Source organism: Pseudomonas entomophila (genome assembly GCF_029193575.1).
Taxonomy (GTDB): Bacteria; Pseudomonadota; Gammaproteobacteria; order Pseudomonadales; family Pseudomonadaceae; genus Aquipseudomonas; species Aquipseudomonas entomophila_G.
In genome coordinates this window covers 1-18,641 of the sequence record NZ_JARGCS010000046.1, presented here as the reverse complement: position 1 = coordinate 18,641, position 18,641 = coordinate 1, and the positions used below count along the sequence as shown (strand labels likewise).

The window sequence follows — 18,641 nt, the reverse complement described above, 5'->3', positions numbered from 1 at the left end:
CCCACCGCAGGGCAAGCCCGCGACAGGTTACCCACCGTTGTCGAAATCAGCGGGGTTCCTGTAGGGCCGGGCTTGCCCCGCGATGGCCTGCAACGCAGGCCCGAACCACCGCCAACTGAAGGACCAAACATGAGCGACTCCGCTCGCGCCGACGCGTTGTTGGCCGGCCTGCCCCGCAACGGTCGTGGCAGGCTCAAGGTATTCCTGGGCGCCGCCCCCGGGGTGGGCAAGACCTTCGCCATGCTGCAGGCCGCCCACGCCCAGCAGCGCCAGGGCATCAAGGTGCTGGCCGGGGTGGTGGAAACCCATGGCCGTGCGGAAACCGAGGCTTTGCTCGGGGGCCTGGCGCAACAGCCCCTGCTGCGCAGCGAATACCGTGGCGTCACCCTCGAGGAAATGGACCTCGACGGCCTGCTCAAGGCCGCGCCGCCCCTGGCCCTGGTCGACGAACTGGCGCACACCAACGCCCCTGGCAGCCGCCACGCCAAGCGCTGGCAAGACGTGCAGGAACTGCTCGCCGCCGGCATCGATGTCTACACCACGGTCAACGTCCAGCACCTGGAAAGCCTCAACGACAAGGTCCGCGACATCACGGGCGTGCAGGTGCGCGAAACCCTGCCGGACTGGGTGTTGCAGGAGGCCTTCGAGCTGGTGCTGATCGACCTGCCGCCGCGCGAGCTGCTCGAACGTCTGCGCGAAGGCAAGGTGTACGTGCCCGAGCAGGCCCGCGCGGCCATCGACGCCTTCTTCTCCCAGACCAACCTCACCGCCTTGCGCGAGCTGGCCATGCAAACCGCCGCCGCGCAGGTCGACGCTGACCTCGCCCACGGTTACCGCCAGCGCGGCGAGGAAGCGCCGGCCCTGCGCGGGCGCCTGCTGGTGGGCGTGGACGGCGACGCTCAGGCCGAGCGCCTGGTGCGCCACGCCAGCCGCGTCGCCCAGCGTCGCCACCTGCCCTGGAGCCTGGTGCACGTGGACAATGGCCGGCTGCGCGACGAGAACGCCCGCCAGCGCCTGCAAGCGGCCCAGCAACTGGCCGAGCGCCTGGGCGGCGAGGTGGTGGTGCTGCGCGCCGGTGAGGTGGCGCGCACGCTGATCCAGCATGCCCTGGAGCGCCGCGCCAGCCTGCTGCTGGTGGGCCAGTCGCGCGACCGGCTGCGTCGGCGCTTCTTCGGCGCCGGCGTGGCCGCGCGGCTGCTGCGCGACAGCCGTGGGCTGGAAATCAACGTGCTCGATCGCGACAGCCAGCCGCTGCCCACACGCGCCGCGGTGCGGCGTGTCTGGGTGTGGCGCCACTACCTGCTGGCGCTGGCGGCCACGGTGCTGGCCACGGGTTTGGCCTGGGCGGTGTCGAGCGTGCTGGCGCTGCCCAACATCTCCCTGGTGTTCCTCGCCGCCGTGCTCCTGGTGGCGGTGCGCAGCAGCCTGGGCCCGGCGCTGGCCTGCGCGGCGCTGTCGTTCCTGGCCTATGACTTCCTGTTCATCCCGCCGAACTTCTCGCTGCGCATCCAGCGCGAGGAAGACGTGCTGACCTTGGTGTTCTTCCTGTTGATGGCCGCCCTGACCGGCAACCTCGCCGCGCGCCAGCGCCGCCAGTTGCAGGCCTTGCGTGAGACCCAGGGCGAAACCCGGCAACTGCTCGACCTGTCGCGCCGGTTGACCGTGGCCACCGACCGCCAGGCGGTGTTCAGCGCTGCTGGCCAGCACCTGGGCGACTGGCAGGACATCCAGGTGTGCCTGCTCGAACGCGACGCCGAGGGCCGCCTGCACGTGGCCACCGGCAGCCCGCAGCCGTTCACCGACAACGAGCGCGCCGCCGCCGAATGGGCCTGGCAGCACGGCCAGGCCGCCGGTCATGGCAGCGACACCTTGCCCCATGGCCGCTGGTGGTGGTGGCCGCTGGCGGTGGAGGACCAACCGCTGGCCCTGCTGGGCGTGCGCCCGGCCTCCGGCGAGCCGCTCGGCGCCCAGCGCCGGCGCCTGCTCACGGCCCTGGCCGAACCCCTGGCCCAGGCCCTGGCCCGCGCGCGCCTGGGCGAGCAACTGGAGGCCGCGCGCCTGCACGGCGAGACCGAGCAGTTGCGCAGCGCCTTGCTCGCTTCCGTGTCCCACGACCTGCGCACACCGCTGACCGCCATGCGCGGCAGCATCGACAGCCTGTTGGCGCTGGGCGACGCGATCCCGCCGCACGACCGTCGTGACCTGCTCGAAGGCACGCGCAACGAAGCCGAACGGCTGGACCGCTATATCCAGAACCTGCTGGACATGACCCGCCTGGGCCACGGCGGCCTGAAGCTGGCCCGCGACTGGGTGGCGCCCACCGACATCGTCGGCAGCGCCCTCAACCGCCTGCGCGCGGTGCTGGCGCCGCTGCGCGTGCACACCGAGGTGCCGGCGGCGCTGCCGCTGTTGTTCGTGCACGCCGCGTTGATCGAGCAGGCGTTGGTCAACGTGCTGGAGAACGCCGCGCGCTTCTCGCCACCCCATGGCCGCCTGGACCTGCACCTTTCGGTGCGCGAAGAGCAGCTGTGCTTCGCCGTCAGCGACCAAGGGCCGGGCATTCCAATGGACGAGCGCGAGAAGATCTTCGACATGTTCTACACCGCCGCCCGTGGCGACCGGGGCGGGCAGGGCACCGGCCTGGGGCTGGCGATCTGCCAAGGCATGATCGGCGCCCATGGTGGGCGTATCCTGGTGAGCGAGGGCCTCGATGGCCAGGGCACGTGCATCACTCTATGCTTGCCGTTGCCTGAACAACCCGACAGCGAAAGTGAAGCCCCATGAGCCAAGCCGCCACCCTCCTGGTCATCGACGACGAGCCGCAGATCCGCAAGTTCCTGCGCATCAGCCTGGTGTCCCAGGGCTACAAGGTGATCGAGGCCGGCACCGGCAGCGAAGGCTTGGCCCAGGCGGCCCTGAGCAAGCCTGACCTGGTGGTGCTCGACCTGGGGCTGCCGGACATGGACGGCCAGCAGGTGCTGCGCGAACTGCGCGAATGGAGCGCGGTGCCGGTGATGGTGTTGTCGGTGCGTGCCAGCGAGGTGCAGAAGGTCGACGCCCTGGATGGCGGCGCCAACGACTACGTGACCAAGCCCTTCGGCATTCAGGAATTTCTCGCCCGTGTGCGTGCTTTGTTGCGCCACAAGCCGCCCTCGGATGCGGCCCCGGCGGCGAATGCCAGCTTCGGGCCGCTGGTGGTCGACTTCGCCTTTCGCAAAGTGACCCTCGAGGGTGTGGAGGTGGCGCTGACGCGCAAGGAGTACGCGCTGCTGGCGCAACTGGCCGGGCATCCGGGGCGAGTGATCACCCAGCAGCAACTGCTCAAGGACATCTGGGGGCCGACCCATGTGGACGACACCCATTACCTGCGGATCGTGGTGGGGCACTTGCGGCAGAAGCTTGGGGATGACCCGACGGCGCCGCGGTTCATCGTCACCGAGCCGGGGGTGGGGTACCGGCTGGTGGCGCCTGCCGGGGTCTAGGCGGGCAGGGGGCCTATCGACGCCATCGCGGGCGCCGCCCGAGCCATACCCCAGCACCCTGGATTCGGCTATCGTCTGTTGCTCCCCCATCCGCCCGGGCCAGACCACCATGCGCATTGTCATCCCAGACGACTACCAGCACGTCATCCACACCCTCGACTGCTATTCCCGCCTTGCAGGCCATGACGTCACCCTCCTTCACGACCCACACCCCGCCTCGCCAGACGACCTCGCCAGCCGCTTCGCCGACGCCGACGTCCTGGTCCTCACCCGCGAACGCACGCGCATCGACGCCGCCTTGCTCGACCGCCTGCCCAACCTCAAGTTGATCAGCCAGACCGGCAAGGTCTCCGGCCACCTCGACCTGGCCGCCTGCACTGCGCGTGGCATCGTCGTCACCGAGGGCCGTGGCTCCCCCGTGGCGCCGGCGGAGCTGGCCTGGGCGCTGATCCTCAATGCCCGGCGCCAACTGGTGCCGGCCATCGAGGCCTTCCGCCAGGGCCGCTGGCAGGTCAACCTGGGCAGCGCACTGGCGGGGCAGGTGTTGGGCATCTGGGGCTACGGCAAGATCGGCCAGCGCCTGGCGCGCTATGCCCAGGCGTTCGACATGCCGGTGCGGGTGTGGGGCAGCGATGCCAGCCGCGCCGCGGCTGAAGCCGATGGCCACCGCGCGGCGGCGTCGCGCGAGGCGTTCTTCGCCGAGGCGGATATCGTCAGCCTCAACCTGCGCTTGTCCGAGCGCACCCGCCATGCCGTGACGTTCGAAGACCTTGCCAGGATGAAGACCGACGCCTTGCTGGTGAACGTCAGCCGCGCCGAGCTGATCGCGCCTGGGGCCTTGCTGCGGGCGCTCGACGCCGGGCGACCGGGGTATGCGGCGGTGGATGTGTATGAGGACGAGCCGTTGCTCGACCCACGGCACCCACTGCTGCATCACCCCCGTGTGCTGGGCACGCCGCACCTTGGGTACGTGGAGAAGAATGGCTACGAGCTGTATTTCGGTGATGCGTTCGACAACGTGCTGGCGTTTTTCGCAGGGGCGCCGCAAAACGTCGCCAACCCCGAAGCGCTGACGAAGGCCCAGCGCTGATTCCCCCCGTAGGCGCGGCGCCGTGTTCACGTCTCGAACCCGGCGCTTCAGCCCGTCATACGTTGCTTTTCATAGCGCACATCCCGCGCGTCGACTGCCCCGGTACACACCCACCCCAAGTGCCGGTAAAACCCATTCGCCCGAATGCCCTGCGCACCATCGGTCGTCAGGTGAATCACTTCATGGTGTTGGAACAAGGCCGCTTCCGCCTGCTGCAGTAGCGATTTCCCCACGCCCTTGCCCTCGTGCCGTGGCCGCACGAACAACGCAAACACTTCCCCCTGGCCGTGATCCACCATGACGAACCCGACAGCCTGCCCCTGGCATTCGGCAATCCACGCGCAAGGCGCCTCACCAATCGCCTCGGCCAGCACCGCCGCAGTAATCCCCAGCTCAGCCATCTGCTCGCGCGAAAGATGGTTTTGCTCAACGCTCGTGCGAATGTCGAACAGCACCTCGATATCCCGCGTCGTGGCCAGACGCAATGTGGCGCTCATCCTCCAACCTCCTTGTCGATGCCCATGAACAGCGCAGCATAGCAACGTATCAGCCTGGTCAATGGTGGCAGACGCAGCGCGCCCCACCCTCTAGATTCCAGCAACATGCTGGAAGCCCCGAACAACAATAACGAGGGACCCGACCATGACGACCGCCCCGCAAGCGTCCAACGCCTGGCGCATCCTGTTCCTGCTGTTCCTGGCCAACCTGTTCAACTTCTTCGACCGCACCATCCCCGCGATCATCATCGAGCCGATCCGCCTGGAGTGGCACCTGAGCGACTTCCAGATCGGCCTGATCGGCACCGCCTTCACCCTGGTCTACGCCATCGCCGGCTTGCCGCTGGCGCGCCTGGCCGACACTGGTTCGCGCGGCAAGCTGATGGGCTGGGGCCTGCTGGCCTGGAGCGGGTTGACGGCGGTAAACGGCATGGTCGGCAGCTTCTGGAGCTTTTTGCTGGTACGCATGGGCGTGGGCATTGGCGAGGCCAGCTACGCGCCCGCCGCCAACTCGCTGATCGGCGACCTGTTCCCCGCCGGGCGGCGGGCGCGGGCAATGGGCATCTTCATGCTTGGCTTGCCGCTGGGGCTGTTGCTGGCGTTCTTCACCATCGGCGCGATGGTGCAGGCGTTCGACAGCTGGCGCGCGCCGTTCTTCATCGCCGCCGTGCCTGGGCTGGTGCTGGCGCTGTTCCTGTTCATGATCCGCGAGCCGGCGCGCGGCGCGGCGGAAACGGTGGCCACCTCGCAAGCCCCGCTGGACCGCCCGCTGCGCCGGGTGCTGAGCGTGCCGACCTTCGCCTGGCTGGTGCTGGCGGGGCTGACCTTCAACTTCGCCTCCTATGCCTGCAACTCGTTCATGGTGCCGATGCTGCAGCGCTACTTCGCGCTGCCCCTGCACGACGCGGCCGTGGCCACGGGGGTGATCGTCGGCCTGAGCGGCCTGGTGGGGCTCACGCTCGGCGGCTGGGTGGCCGACAAGGTGCACCAGCGCTTCGCCAATGGGCGCTTGCTGTTCGCCGCCCTGAGCATGCTGGTGGCGACCCTGGCCACGGCCTGGGCGCTGCAGGCCGGGCGTATCGAACTGGGCGTCTTCGTGGCTGTGTTCGGGGCGGGCTGGCTGTTCTCGTACAACTTCTACACCTGCGTGTACACGGCGATCCAGGACGTGGTGCAGCCGCGCCTGCGCGCCACGGCCATGGCGCTGTACTTCGCCGGGCTGTACCTGCTGGGCGGTGGCCTGGGGCCGGTGGTGGTCGGTGGCCTGTCGGATCACTTTGCCGTGTCGGCGATGCTCGAGGCGGGGGAGGGCATGATGAACGAGGCGTTCAAGGCCCAGGGGCTGCATGATGCGATGTACCTGATTCCGGTGGCGCTTCTGCTGACCCTGGTGTTTCTGCTGGCGGCCTCTCGCTGCTTTGTGCGCGATGCGCAGAAGATGCGCGAGGGGCTGTTTGCCGACGGTGAGCAGTTGGCAGGCGAGGCCGCTTGCTGCGCGACCCCGCCCTTGCAAGCCCTTGGGCAAACGCCGGGTGAACTACAAGCTAGGCAGTAAATTTGCCGGTATCGCCTGATTTAGGCAACGTGATGCCAACAGCTGCGCTGCAGCGTTGATGTCCAAGGCGAAGAAGCGGTCCTTTTCATAGAAGCGCACTTCAGCGCGCAAGAGCGCCCGGATCTTTTCCAGTCTCGATGAGGTTTTCAGGCCATTGCGCAAGTCCAGGCCCTGGGCAGCTGCCAGCCATTCCACAGCGAGAATCCCGCGAGTGTTCTCGGCCATTTCCCACAGGCGTCTACCAGCAGCCGGGGCCATCGACACATGATCTTCCTGGTTGGCCGATGTCGGTATGCTGTCCACCGAATGGGGATGAGACAAGGCTTTGTTTTCGCTAGCCAGTGCCGCCGCAGTCACCTGGGCGATCATGAAACCTGAGTTCACACCGCCGTTAGCCACGAGAAACGGCGGCAGTTGTGACATGTGCTTGTCCATCATCAGCGAGATGCGGCGTTCGCTCAGGGAGCCGATCTCGGCGATGGCCAGCGCCATGTTGTCAGCGGCCATGGCCACAGGCTCGGCGTGGAAGTTGCCACCGGAAAGCACATCGCCTTCGGCAGCAAAGACCAACGGGTTATCGGACACGGCGTTGGCTTCGACAGCCAAGACGTCCGCGGCCTGACGGAGCTGGGTCAGGCATGCGCCCATGACTTGCGGCTGGCAACGCAGGGAGTAGGGGTCCTGGACCTTCCCGCAGTTGTCGTGGGAGTCGGACACCTCACTACGCTCATCCAGCAAGTGGCGATAGGCGGCTGCCGCGTCAATCTGGCCTTTCTGGCCACGGGCCTCGTGGATGCGAGCGTCGAAGGGCGACCGCGAGCCTAGTACGGCCTCAACGCTCAGGCTGCCCACGGCCAGGGCGGCGGCGAACAGGTCTTCAGCTTCGAACAGCCCACGCAGTGCGAAGGCCGTGGACGCCTGTGTACCGTTGAGTAGCGCCAGTCCTTCCTTGGCGGCCAGCGTCAAAGGTTCCAGGCCGGCCAAGGCAAGCGCTTCGGTGGCCGGGAGCCATAGGCCCTTGTGACGTGCCTTGCCTTCGCCCATCAGCACTAGCGACATGTGCGCCAGCGGGGCCAGGTCGCCAGACGCACCGACCGAACCTTTCAATGGAATGTGCGGATACACCTGGGCGTTGATCAGCGAGATCAGTGCGTCGATGACTTTACGGCGGATACCGGAGAAGCCACGGCTCAGGCTATTGACCTTGAGCACCATGATCAGTCGACATAGCTCATCACTGATTGGCTGACCAACGCCAGCGGCGTGGGACAGCACCAGGGACCGCTGCAGGTCTTCCAGGTCTGTGCTGGCGATGCGGGTCGATGCCAGTAGGCCGAAACCGGTGTTGATACCGTACGCGGTACGGTTCTCGGCGAGGATTTGTTCCACGCAGGCCACACTGGCTTCAATGTGCGGCGAAGCAGGGCGATCAAGGCTGAGTTTTACCGGTTGCTGGTAAACAGCACGCAGTTGGGCAAGGCTCAGTTGCCCTGGAATAAGGTCAAGTGCAAACATGCTCACGTTCCTTTGATGGAAGTCATTATAGCGGGGCTCAAGTTGCGCACTTGGGCAGAGACACTGGCGCCAAACTATAATTATTTGGCTGAGCCAATGCCTTGAAACGGCGAAGCCTCAAACCCGGCTATGGGTGTCTTGGCGGTTCACCCCGCCCACTGAAAGAATCGACTACCCCTGCGGCGGGACTGCGTTAATTTATTTACTGCACTCGGGATATCAGACCGCCTTGCGTTTATCTTGCGTTCCAGCTATCCGGCGGCCACGACGGTGATTTCAATCAACAATTCCGGCAGCGCCAGACGCGACTCCACCGTTGCACGGGCGGGTGTTTGACCTTCGGGCACCCACGCATCCCACACCTCGTTCATGCTTGCAAAGTCTGACTGTATATCCGCTAACCAGATCTGTGCGGAAATAATGCGTGTTTTATCCAGCCCGGCCTTCTCCAGGAAACTATCTATTTTTTGCAAGACTTGAGCGGTTTGGCCTTTGATATCTTGCGCGGCGTCTGACGCTGTTTGCCCGCCGATGAATAAAAAGCCATTGCATAAAATCGCGCGACTCATGCGCTGATTGCTATCGAAGCGAACAATCTCTTTCATTTTAAATTCCTGGTGTGGCGTGTGAATGAGTCCAGGCGGGCCGCCCGAAACTACCGGCGTTGGCTTCATGTCCTATTTGGGTACAAATGCTGCCATCGGCACTGCATTCGCATCCGGCACGTAAGCGTTTGCCAGATCGATCAACTGCACGGGTTTGATGGGAGGGCGAATCCGGTAATAACCGACCGTCTGCATAGGCGCATGCCTGGCTTCAGCCAGAATTTCCCCCACCGTGATTCCGCACATGCGTCCCTGACAGGGCCCCATGCCACACCGAGAGAATGACTTGGTCTGGTTCGGTCCAGTGCAACCCAGTCGACTCATGACGCGGATATCGCCGGCGCTGACTTCTTCGCAGCGACAGACGATGGTCGAATCCGATGGCCGACGGAAAATCTCCGCAGGCCGATACAGTGTGTCCAGGAATGGCCGAATAGCCCGATGGGTATCGAGCTTGCGCTTGAGTGGGCGCGCTTTCGTGTCGCGGACGGTTTCGTCAAGAAAGCCCAGTTGCTGACCGATCTGCAGTGCAGTAATCGCCCCTGACAGCTCCGCCACCTTGGCGCCATCGATGCCGCCACCGTCCCCGGCGACGTAGATGCCTGTGAGCGACGTCTGCCCCCATTCATCGAGCTCAGGTCGCCAGCAGAGCTGCATCTCGTCCCAACGATGCTCGCAGCCCAGTGAACGCGTCAGTTGGACGTTGGGAATGACACCCTGATGGACAAGCAGCAGGTCCGAGTCGATCTGCGTTTCGCGACCGTCAACGGTGTAGCGAACACTCCCGACAGCGCCCTGCCCGTGGGCAGAAAGGCTTTCGACATGCTGGATGCGCGGTATGGCACTGCCGCGTATGGTCTTTAACAAGCCCATGCCTTTGAGCAAGTAGCCCGGTGCCCGCAACGCCGAAAACAGGTAGCGCAACGCTGGAAAGCGGTTGGCTCGCGGCGTGGTGTCGAGAATGGCCGCGACGGAACTGCCCGAGCGGATCAACTGCCAGGCAAACAGATAAAGCAACGGCCCGCTGCCCGCCAGCACCACCCGCTGACTGGGCAGCAGTGCGGAAGACTTCAGCAGCGTTTGCGCGGCGCCGATGCTCATGACACCGGGCAGCGTCCAACCAGGAAACGGCACCGGTCGCTCCTGTGCGCCATTGGCGATGACCAATGCGCGCGCCTGGATTTGGCCGCTGCCGCCACTGCCATTAGCCCCGTTGCGGGTGAAGCTCACTTGTAGGTCGCGAGTAATCTGCCACGCCAAGGTGCTTGGCCAATAGGTCGCACCGCTCGCCAGGAAACGCTTAACCAGCGCTGCGCCGACGGTATAGTCCTTGCCCAGCAGACCAGGATCAGCCAACGGCGAGTGCGCCACGCTGCGATAGATCTGCCCGCCCGGCTGCTGGTTTTCGTCCAGCAGCAGCACCTCCAGGCCCGCTTCCCGCGCTTGTATCGCACAACTCATCCCGGCCGGGCCGGCGCCGATGATCAGCAGGTCAACTTGGGTCATGCTCATTTCAGACTCCTGGCACCGATCATCGATCGGATCTTCATTCCAGGCTGCACCAGCGTCATGCAGGCCTGTTGATTGGGCACACCGTCAATCTCCACGAGGCATTCGAAACACGCTCCCATCATGCAAAACGGCGCCCGTGGCGCATTCGACACCGGCGTTTCCCGCAGATGAGTCACACCCACGCTCAGCAGCGCAGCGGCGACCGTCATGTAGTTCGGCACGCTGAAGGGGCGGTCATTGATCAGGATTGAGACCTGGGCGGCTGGCGCAGCGGCGAGCGCGCTAAACAGCGAAACGTTTGGCATAGAAGTAGTCGAGAAGTGAGGGACGAGGAGCACCCATGAGCCAGGGCACGAGTTTTTCGCAATGCGCGGCCGCCAGCGTGACGCCGCTGTGGCACAAGGCAACAAACGCCCCGGGGTGCGCGAGCGACTCTTCGTAAACCGGCATGCTGTCGGGGGTCATGATCCGCAACGAGCCCCAAGCCCGCACCACACGCACGTTCTTGAGCAGCGGAAACGGCGCGATGGCTTTTTGCGCGATGTGCGCAATGATGCCTGGCGTCACGCCGTCATCCATATCCACGTCTTCGGCGGAGTCCCCCAGCAGCAACGAGCCCTCGGCGGTTTGACGGACGGAGAGCGTCGGGTAATCCAGAAAGCGTTGCACCCGCTCTGTGACCAGAATTTGCCCACGCAACGGCACCACCGGCGCGCGCAGGCCGACCATCGGTGCCAGCGCACGATTGCCGAGGCCGGCGCAGAGCACCACCTTCCCTGCATCGAACGTCTGCTGGCCGGCGGTCAGCCGGAAGCCGCCGTCGCGCGGGACGATCAAATCGACCCGCGCATCCGATCGATAGACGCCCCCGACGCGTTCAAACGCCGCGAACAGGCAGCGCAAGGTATAAAGCGGGCTGACATGCCCGTCGTGGGGCGAATAAACTGCGCCTGTCACCTCCGGCCCTATGGCGGGAATGCGCTGTTTCAATTGCCCGTGATCAAGCACTTCATAACTCAAGCGACTATCTTGCGCATGGAGCTTTTCCAGCGCCGCCGCGCTATTGGCCAGGCTTTCCTCGTTCATGGCGATCATGATTCCACCGGGTTTTTCGTACCCCAGCTTCATGCCGCCGGCGTCTTCCAGCTCCTGGCAGAAGCCCGGCCACAATTGCGAGGACTCCAATGACCAGCGCGCATAGTCGATCTGCCGCGAACCTTTGCTCGACACCCAGACCAGCCCAAAGTTGCCCCGGGCGGCGCGCACGCTGGAATCTTCGCCATCGAGTACCAGGGTGCTGACCCCTCGCTTGGCCAGTCCGTAAGCGATGGCCATCCCGACCAACCCTCCACCCACCACCACGTAGTCGTAGTCGTTCTTCATCAGTTTTTCCCCATCAGAACTTTGTCTAGCCCCACCACGCGATCAAGCACGAACATCAAGCCGATCGTGACCGCGATGATCACGACCGCGATCGCCGCCACCAGGGGATCGATGGTTTCGGTCATGCTCATGTAGATGCGCACCGGCAACGTGATCGTCGCCGGAGAGGCGAGGAAAATGGTGGCGGTCAGCTCGTCGAAACTGCTCGCAAAGGCCAGGACCCAACCGCCGAAGATGCCGGGGAGCAGTGCTGGCAGCGTGATGCGGCGAAAGGTTGTCCAGGTACTGGCGCCCAGCGACATCGCCGCATGTTCCGGTTCACGGGACAGGCTCACCATCGACGCCATGATCAGACGCAGTGAATAGGGAAAGATCAGCATCACATGGGCTAGAACCAGCGAGGTGAACGAGCCGTTGGCGCCAAATTCACTGAACAGGCGCAACAACGCGACCCCGAGTACCACGGGTGGAATCATCAGCGGCGACAACAACAAGCCGTTCAACACGGCCCGGCCGGGGAACGAATACCGCATCAGACCCAATGCGGCGGGCACGCCCAACAGCACTGCCCCCGTGGCGGAAAGCGTTGCCAGGCCCATGCTGTTGCAGAACGCCGTGATGAAAGCGTGGTCATTGAACAGTGCCACAAACCAGCGTGTGGAAAAGTGCGATGTGGGGACGCTCAGCATGTTCTCCGGGGTAAAGGCGACCAGGCAGACGATGATCAGTGGTGCCGCCAGAAACACCGAAAACAGGCCATGAAAAACCAGCGCAAACCATCCGTTCTTGTTCATGTCAGCGCCCCAGGCGACGTTGAATTCGGCGCTCGACCAGCTTGCCGTACACGCCGATGACCAGCATGTTGAGCAGTAGCAGGAGGACGGCGATGGTCGCGCCGACAGGCCAGTTCAAGGTGTTGAGAAATTCATCGTAGGCCGCTGTGGCCGCGACTTTTACACGTCTGCCACCGATCAGCGCAGGCGTGGCGAACGCACTCGCGCTGAGGGCGAAGGTCATCAGGCTGCCGGATAGCACGCCGGGCAGGATTTGCGGTAAGACGATGCGCCGCCAGACTGTCACCGGTCCGGCTCCCAGGCTAAGCGCGGCATTGCAGCTTTGCGGGTCAATGCCTTGCAGCGAGGTCCACACCGATAAGATCACCAGCGGCACCAGCGCATGGATCAGGACAACGACCACCGCCCAAAACGAGAACAGCATCTGCGCGTTGCCGTCTACAAGACCCAGCCACACCAGGGCGCTGGAAACGACCCCGTTCTGACTCAGCAGGATTGACCAGCCCAGCGTCCGCACCACGGCCGAGATCAATAACGGCGCAAGGGTCATGATCAGAAAAAACGCGCGCCAACGTGGCCGCATCCGAAAAATGATGTAAGCCTCAGGCACACCCAACACCAGGGCGCCCACGGTTACCGCCAACGCCAGACCAAGGGTGCGCAGGAAAATGGTTTGGTAGTAGGGGTCGAACAGCACCCGTTCATAGTTGTGCCAGGAGCGCGTCGCCAGCACGTCGCTGGTTGCAGTGTCGAAACCATGCAGGCTCAGTTCGCCAGTCATCAACATCGGAATGATCAGCAGCGCCATGAACAACAGGCTGGCTGGCAGCAAGAGCAACAGCGCTCGGCTGCTGAACTCGAAAGCCCGGCGACGGGGGATCGATACGGATGAATGGGTCATTGCGCTACCCCGACCTGTGCGGGCGGCAACTCACTGGGCGAGACCACATGGCGCAGGGCTGAAGGCTCCCAAGACAAACCCACTTGCGAGCCTGGCAGCACAGTCGCCTGACCGCGATTGGCGCACAGGACTTGCAGCCGCCCCAGTTCTGTCATCACCGTGACCAGCCAGCAATTGCCCTTGAACACACAGCCCACGACGTTTCCGTTGAGAACGGCCGCAGGGCCTTCAACCAAGTCAATACGCTCGGGCCGCAACGAAAAGGTTGCACGGCCACACGGCAACTCAGTGTCCAGTGTCAGGGTGCCCGAACCACAAACAAACTGTCGCTGGCCGTCCTGCAGCACGATTTCGCCCTCGAGTAGATTGGCACCGCCAATGAAATGGGCGGCGAAGTGCGATCGCGGATCGTCGTATAAATGGTTGGGCTTGTCGAAACGCACGATTCGACCCCGGTTCAACAACGCGACACGGTCACTCATCGCCAGGGCTTCGTCTTGATCGTGGGTGACCATGATCGTCGTGGTTCCCACCTGACGCTGGATGCTGCGCAGTTCGGTTTGCATGTCGTGACGCAGCTTGGCATCCAAGTTGGAAAGCGGCTCATCGAGCAACAACAACGGCGGCTTGATGATCAGGGCGCGGGCCAATGCGACGCGTTGGCGCTGACCACCGGACAAGTCACGAGGAAACTTGTCGCCGTGGGCGCCCAGCTGCACCAGTTCAAGGGATTGAGTGACCTGACGCGTTCGCTCGTTGCGTGACACCCCCCGCATCTGCAGACCGAAGTCAATGTTTTCCCGAACGGTCATGTGCGCGAACAATGCGTAGCTTTGAAAGACCATGCCCAAGCCGCGCTGTGCGGGAGGCCGACCTAACAACGATTGGCCTTGCAGACGGATATCTCCCTGGCTAGGGTCGATGAAGCCGGCGATCATTTGCAAGGTCGTGGTCTTGCCACAACCTGAAGGCCCCAATAGTGAGATGAACTCACCCTGCTCGACGCTCAGATTGACGCCATGCAGGACGGTCAAGTCGCCATACGACTTGCTCAGGCCTTCGATACTCAAATAGCTCATTTTTATTAGACTCACTGTTCGCTTGGGCGGGCGCGTGCAGGCTCAGGCAAGATGAAAGTCCTGCCTGGGCCGCGAATATCATTGCTCGATCTGGCGATTCCACTGCTGTATCCAGGTGGGGCGCATGGCATTGATGATGTCCCAATCGATACTCAACATCGCCGCCACGGTTGCGTTGTCAGGTATCTTCGCCTGTACGTCGGGCGGTAGCTCGGTATGCTTGTTGACCGGTGCCACACCCTCTTCAGCGGCAAACAGTGCCTGCACCTGCGGGGTCAAGGTGTATTGAACGAACTTCTGGGCCAATGCATTGACGGTGTCGTGTTTCACCGGACAAACGCTTAGGCCCAATGCCATCACACCTTCCTTGGGTGCGACGAATTTCACTGGTACACCTTGATTGCGCAGTGATTGGGTGCGGCCTGCACCCCAGGCGCCAATCCAGAGGCTGTCGTTCTGAAACAGCTCGGAAATTTTGCCCGGCGATGGATCGAAGGACAGAACGTTAGGTGCCACGCTGTTTTTTATCGCGACAAAACCTGGCTCGATGTTCTGCTCGCTGCCGCCATTGAGGCGTGCGAACATCACCAGGCTTTCAATGCCGTAGCCATTTGTGATGCTGGGAAATTGCACGTGCCCCTTGTACAAGGGGTTTTGCAGATCTTTCCACGACGTAGGTGGCGCCCAGCCCTTGGCGGCAAAGACGCGCTCATTGTAGACAATGCCAGTACCGTCCAAACCAATGGTCACGGCTTTGTTGCTTTTGAAATGTGCAGCTTCATGCAGGTCTTTGTAGATCGGCGCGTCGGTCAGTTTCTCGCAATAATCCAACTTCGCCGCTTGTGACATCGGGCCATCATCCAGGAAGGCTACATCCAGCGTTTGCTTGCCTTTCTGTGCCTGCATGCGTGCCAGGGTGGTAGTGGTATCGCCCGGTACCAGGATCACTTTGCTACCGGTCATTTTCTCGAACGGCGGGACGATCTGCGTCTTGAGCAATTGCTCGAACGAGCCGCCGAACGCGGCGACGTAAAGTGTGAATTGCTCGGCATGGGCGTGGCTGGCGAACAACGACGCCACTACGAGTGCGGGGGTAAACTTTCTGGTCATGTTGACTCCTGATATGAGTACCGCTGTCGATGCCCGCACCTGCCGGGCAGCCTCAGTGTCTGCAATTGACACCGGCAGGTCCAATTACAATTCAGGCGAAATCCATGTCCAAATGTGATGGTTTTTCCAGGCGCTATCGCGAATATTTTCGGTTACTGTATAGGTGCCGTCATCGAAATCGGCAGAAATACATGGAAACGAATGTCGAAATGTAATGAGAATAAAACGGGATGAAAAACAGGCAGCTGGAGGCGTTTCGCGCGGTGATGATCAGGCACTCGATCACCAGCGCCGCAGAGATGATGAGTGTGACTCAACCCGCTGTAACCCGGTTGATCGCGGATCTGGAAGAGGACGTCGGCTTCAAGCTGTTCGTACGGGAGAAGGCTCGCTTGTTCCCAACGGCCGATGCCGAACTGCTGTATCGCGAAGTGGAACGTTCGTTTGTCGGGGTCGAACGGATTGCCCATGCCGCCCGTCAGATACGGTCACTGAACAAAGGCGCCCTGACCGTTTGTTGCGCCCCCGCCCTGGCCGCAGGATTGTTGCCCGCCTGGATCTCGGAATTCATGGCGCTGCATGAAGGGGTGACGGTGATCCTAAGCATTCATGGCACCAAGACCGTCAGTGAAATGGTGGCCAACGAACAATGTGACGTGGGCTTCGTGACTTACACCACTTGGCAACCCGGCATAAAACTCGAGCGACTGTTCACGGCGCCCATGCGTTGCATTCTGCCGATCGGCCACCCGTTAGCGGGCCGTGCGCGCATCACGCCGGAAGACTTGGCCGGTGAGTCGTTCATTTCATACCCTCAAGAACTGGACACCCGACGCATCGTTGATGAACTCTTTGCGAGTTACCAAGTGGAGCGCCGCCTTAACATTGAATGCCAGCAATCGACCGTCATCGCCTCCCTGGTCAGTTTTGGCGCCGGCGTTTCTATCATCGATCCCGCGGTGGCCGATACGCTCGCAGACAAAGTTACAGTGCTTCCCTTTGAGCCTGAAATTGACTTTGAGTACGGCATTGCGACCTCTGAACAAACGGTTGCCTCACGATTGACCTCGGCGTTTCTAGCGTTTGTAAAGGAGAAGGTCGTTGCCCTGTCGCCTCCCGCTTGAGTGGCATCCGGGAAACCTAGCGCACCGGCAGCACGAGCCGTTGAAGCAATCTGCGAAGTGCCTCCCCCGAAAATGAAAATGCCAGTCAGCTTGACTGACTGGCATCAGCACGACGCCCTGGTTTTCAATCGCTACAGGCGCAGCAAAAACAATGTAGGCCTTCAAAGCGCTGCTCGTTGCAAGCGTTTGCTTGCTCGAAATGCTAAGGGGTACCTCTGAAACACCACACTAGAGCCGGTCCTGTTGGGCCTCATCGGGTACCCATCACGCGCTCTGGAAGCGCTTCACCAGTCTGGCCTGCAGCTTCTCCAGCTCGGCCGGGTCGGCCTTGCCACCCGCGTGACTCTGCAGCGCCTGCTCGCTGAAACGTGGAATCACGTGCATATGGATATGAAACACGGTCTGCCCTGCGGCCGCGCCGTTGAACTGGGCGATCTGCACACCGTCGGGCTGCAGTTCGTCAGTCAGCACGCGGGCTACCTTCTGCACCGCCAGGGTCAGTTTGGTCAGGCTGTCGGCGTCGAGCTCCAGCAGGTTTCGGGCCTTGGCGTGCTTGGGGATAAGCAGGGTGTGACCGAACGACTGCGGAAACAAATCCAGAAAAACCAGCACATCGTCGTCTTCATGCAGCTTGTAGCAAGGTAATTCGCCGCGGATGATCTTGGCAAAGATGTTCTGCGAATCATAATCGCCGTAAAGGCTCATGGGGCACTCCATCACGTTGTGAATGTGTTCGCACCATACCGGCTCGGCACGGCGGTTGCGAACAGTTGCGCTAGAGTTTTTTACGTTCTCGTACCTGCGAAGTACCTCACCCGAAAATGAAAATGCCAGTCAGCGTGACTGACTGGCATTAGCGCGGCGCCCTGGCTTTCAACCGTTGCAGGCGTAGCAAGAATAACGTACGACTTCAAAACACTGCTCGTCGCAAGCATTGTGCTTGCTCGAAATGTTCGCGTTTATTACTTGCCCGACTTGATCTTGGTCCAGCTGCGAGTGATCACACGCTGGGCGGCAGCGTCAGGCGCGGCGATCGCATACAGCTGCTGCTTCACCTCCGCCGGCGGGTAGATGCTCGGGTCGCTGGTGATGTCCTTGTCGACGAACGGGGTCGCGGCCTTGTTGCCGTTCGGGAAGCGCACGGCGTTGGTGATCTCGGCCATGACTTCAGGCTGCATCAGGAAGTCCATGAACTGGTAGGCGGCTTCCTTGTGCTCGGCATCCTTGGGGATGGCGACCATGTCGTAGAAGGTACCAGCGCCTTCTTTCGGAATGACGTAGTCCAGCTTGACCTTGTCGCCGGCTTCGTGGGCGCGGGCCTTGGACTGCTCCAGGTCGCCCGAGTAGCCAACGGCCACGCAGATGTTGCCGTTGGCCAGGTCACCGATGTACTTGGAGGAGTGGAAGTAGGTGATCGAAGGACGGACCTTCAGGAACAGCGCCTCGGCGGCGGCCAGGTCTTCCTTCTTGGTGCTGTCGCTCGGCAGGCCCAGGTAGTGCAGCGCAGCCGGAAGCATTTCGGTCGGCGCGTCGAGGAAGCTCACGCCGCAGCTCTTGAGCTTGGCGATGTTCTCCGGCTTGAACACGGCGTCCCACGAGTCGATCTTGTCCACGCCCAGCGCGGCCTTGACCTTCGCCGGGTTGTAGCCGATGCCGATGGAGCCCCACATGTACGGGAAGGCGTGCTTGTTGCCTTTGTCGCTGGCGTCGCCGACAGCCTTGAGCAGGTCTTCGTCGAGGTTCTTCCAGTTCGGCAGCTTGGAGCGGTCGAGCTCCTCATAGACACCGGCCTTGATCTGCTTGGCCAGGAAGTTGTTCGACGGCACGACGATGTCGTAGCCCGACTTGCCGGCCAGCAGCTTGGCTTCCAGGGTTTCGTTGCTGTCGAAGACGTCGTACTTGACCTTGATGCCGGTCTGCTTCTCGAACTTGGCGATGGTGTCCGGCGCGATGTAGTCCGACCAGTTGTAGACGTTCAGCACCTTGTCGTCAGC

At 62.6% G+C, this 18,641-nt stretch carries 16 protein-coding genes and 1 pseudogene; 5 read left to right on the top strand and 12 right to left on the bottom strand.

The window, feature by feature from the left end:
• The first annotated feature begins 129 nt into the window (after positions 1 to 129).
• From P0Y43_RS21210 to P0Y43_RS21200, 3 genes are all read left to right on the top strand, one after another.
• On the top strand, positions 130 to 2,784 hold the full coding sequence (locus P0Y43_RS21210) for a sensor histidine kinase (RefSeq protein ID WP_275639237.1): 2,655 nt from the start codon (positions 130 to 132) through the stop codon (positions 2,782 to 2,784).
• Positions 2,781 to 3,482, top strand: a complete 702-nt coding sequence (locus P0Y43_RS21205; protein WP_275639236.1) for a response regulator — start codon at positions 2,781 to 2,783, stop codon at positions 3,480 to 3,482. The genes P0Y43_RS21210 and P0Y43_RS21205 overlap by 4 nt, the downstream gene beginning before the upstream one ends.
• Positions 3,483 to 3,591: 109 nt before the next feature.
• On the top strand, positions 3,592 to 4,572 hold the full coding sequence (locus tag P0Y43_RS21200) for a D-2-hydroxyacid dehydrogenase family protein (RefSeq protein WP_275639235.1): 981 nt from the start codon (positions 3,592 to 3,594) through the stop codon (positions 4,570 to 4,572).
• Between the two features lie 47 nt (positions 4,573 to 4,619).
• Here P0Y43_RS21200 and P0Y43_RS21195 read toward each other — a convergent pair whose 3' ends face one another.
• Positions 4,620 to 5,069, bottom strand: a complete 450-nt coding sequence (locus P0Y43_RS21195) for a GNAT family N-acetyltransferase (RefSeq protein ID WP_275639234.1) — start codon at positions 5,067 to 5,069, stop codon at positions 4,620 to 4,622.
• Positions 5,070 to 5,214: 145 nt separating this feature from the next.
• Here P0Y43_RS21195 and P0Y43_RS21190 point away from each other — a divergent pair.
• Positions 5,215 to 6,528 (top strand): annotated as a pseudogene (locus P0Y43_RS21190) (spinster family MFS transporter); the annotation flags it as partial.
• Between the two features lie 78 nt (positions 6,529 to 6,606).
• On the opposite strand, the gene hutH reads toward P0Y43_RS21190, so the two are convergent.
• The 9 genes from hutH to P0Y43_RS21145 form a co-directional block, all read right to left on the bottom strand.
• Positions 6,607 to 8,139: a histidine ammonia-lyase gene (hutH, locus tag P0Y43_RS21185; protein ID WP_275639233.1), complete on the bottom strand. Its 1,533-nt coding sequence runs from the start codon at positions 8,137 to 8,139 to the stop codon at positions 6,607 to 6,609.
• A gap of 251 nt (positions 8,140 to 8,390) precedes the next feature.
• Entirely contained in the window at positions 8,391 to 8,744 is a 354-nt protein-coding gene (locus tag P0Y43_RS21180; RefSeq protein ID WP_275639232.1) for a RidA family protein, read from the bottom strand.
• A 72-nt stretch (positions 8,745 to 8,816) separates the two neighbouring features.
• A complete protein-coding gene (locus tag P0Y43_RS21175; RefSeq protein ID WP_275639231.1) occupies positions 8,817 to 10,256 on the bottom strand; it encodes an NAD(P)/FAD-dependent oxidoreductase in 1,440 nt (479 codons plus the stop codon).
• Positions 10,253 to 10,561 (bottom strand): (2Fe-2S)-binding protein, encoded by a 309-nt coding sequence (locus P0Y43_RS21170; protein ID WP_275639230.1) that lies wholly within the window; start codon positions 10,559 to 10,561, stop codon positions 10,253 to 10,255. Before P0Y43_RS21170 ends, P0Y43_RS21175 begins: the two co-directional genes overlap by 4 nt.
• On the bottom strand, positions 10,539 to 11,639 hold the full coding sequence (locus tag P0Y43_RS21165) for an NAD(P)/FAD-dependent oxidoreductase (protein ID WP_275639229.1): 1,101 nt from the start codon (positions 11,637 to 11,639) through the stop codon (positions 10,539 to 10,541). Before P0Y43_RS21165 ends, P0Y43_RS21170 begins: the two co-directional genes overlap by 23 nt.
• Positions 11,639 to 12,433: an ABC transporter permease gene (locus P0Y43_RS21160; protein ID WP_275639228.1), complete on the bottom strand. Its 795-nt coding sequence runs from the start codon at positions 12,431 to 12,433 to the stop codon at positions 11,639 to 11,641. The genes P0Y43_RS21165 and P0Y43_RS21160 overlap by 1 nt, the downstream gene beginning before the upstream one ends.
• Before the next feature lies 1 nt (position 12,434).
• Entirely contained in the window at positions 12,435 to 13,334 is a 900-nt protein-coding gene (locus P0Y43_RS21155; protein WP_275639227.1) for an ABC transporter permease, read from the bottom strand.
• On the bottom strand, positions 13,331 to 14,413 hold the full coding sequence (locus P0Y43_RS21150) for an ABC transporter ATP-binding protein (protein ID WP_275639226.1): 1,083 nt from the start codon (positions 14,411 to 14,413) through the stop codon (positions 13,331 to 13,333). Before P0Y43_RS21150 ends, P0Y43_RS21155 begins: the two co-directional genes overlap by 4 nt.
• Positions 14,414 to 14,491: 78 nt before the next feature.
• Positions 14,492 to 15,523 (bottom strand): ABC transporter substrate-binding protein, encoded by a 1,032-nt coding sequence (locus tag P0Y43_RS21145; RefSeq protein WP_275639225.1) that lies wholly within the window; start codon positions 15,521 to 15,523, stop codon positions 14,492 to 14,494.
• A gap of 230 nt (positions 15,524 to 15,753) precedes the next feature.
• Here P0Y43_RS21145 and P0Y43_RS21140 point away from each other — a divergent pair, with 230 nt between their 5' ends.
• Positions 15,754 to 16,647 carry a LysR substrate-binding domain-containing protein gene (locus P0Y43_RS21140; RefSeq protein ID WP_275639224.1) on the top strand — a complete coding sequence of 298 codons (894 nt, stop codon included), beginning with the start codon at positions 15,754 to 15,756 and terminating at the stop codon, positions 16,645 to 16,647.
• Positions 16,648 to 16,911: 264 nt separating this feature from the next.
• Here the strand turns inward: P0Y43_RS21140 and P0Y43_RS21135 are convergent, their stop codons facing one another.
• Positions 16,912 to 17,352: an HIT family protein gene (locus P0Y43_RS21135; RefSeq protein ID WP_275639223.1), complete on the bottom strand. Its 441-nt coding sequence runs from the start codon at positions 17,350 to 17,352 to the stop codon at positions 16,912 to 16,914.
• 257 nt (positions 17,353 to 17,609) lie between these two features.
• The coding region (locus tag P0Y43_RS21130) for a polyamine ABC transporter substrate-binding protein (protein WP_275639222.1) at positions 17,610 to 18,641 on the bottom strand (1,032 nt) is incomplete at its 5' end.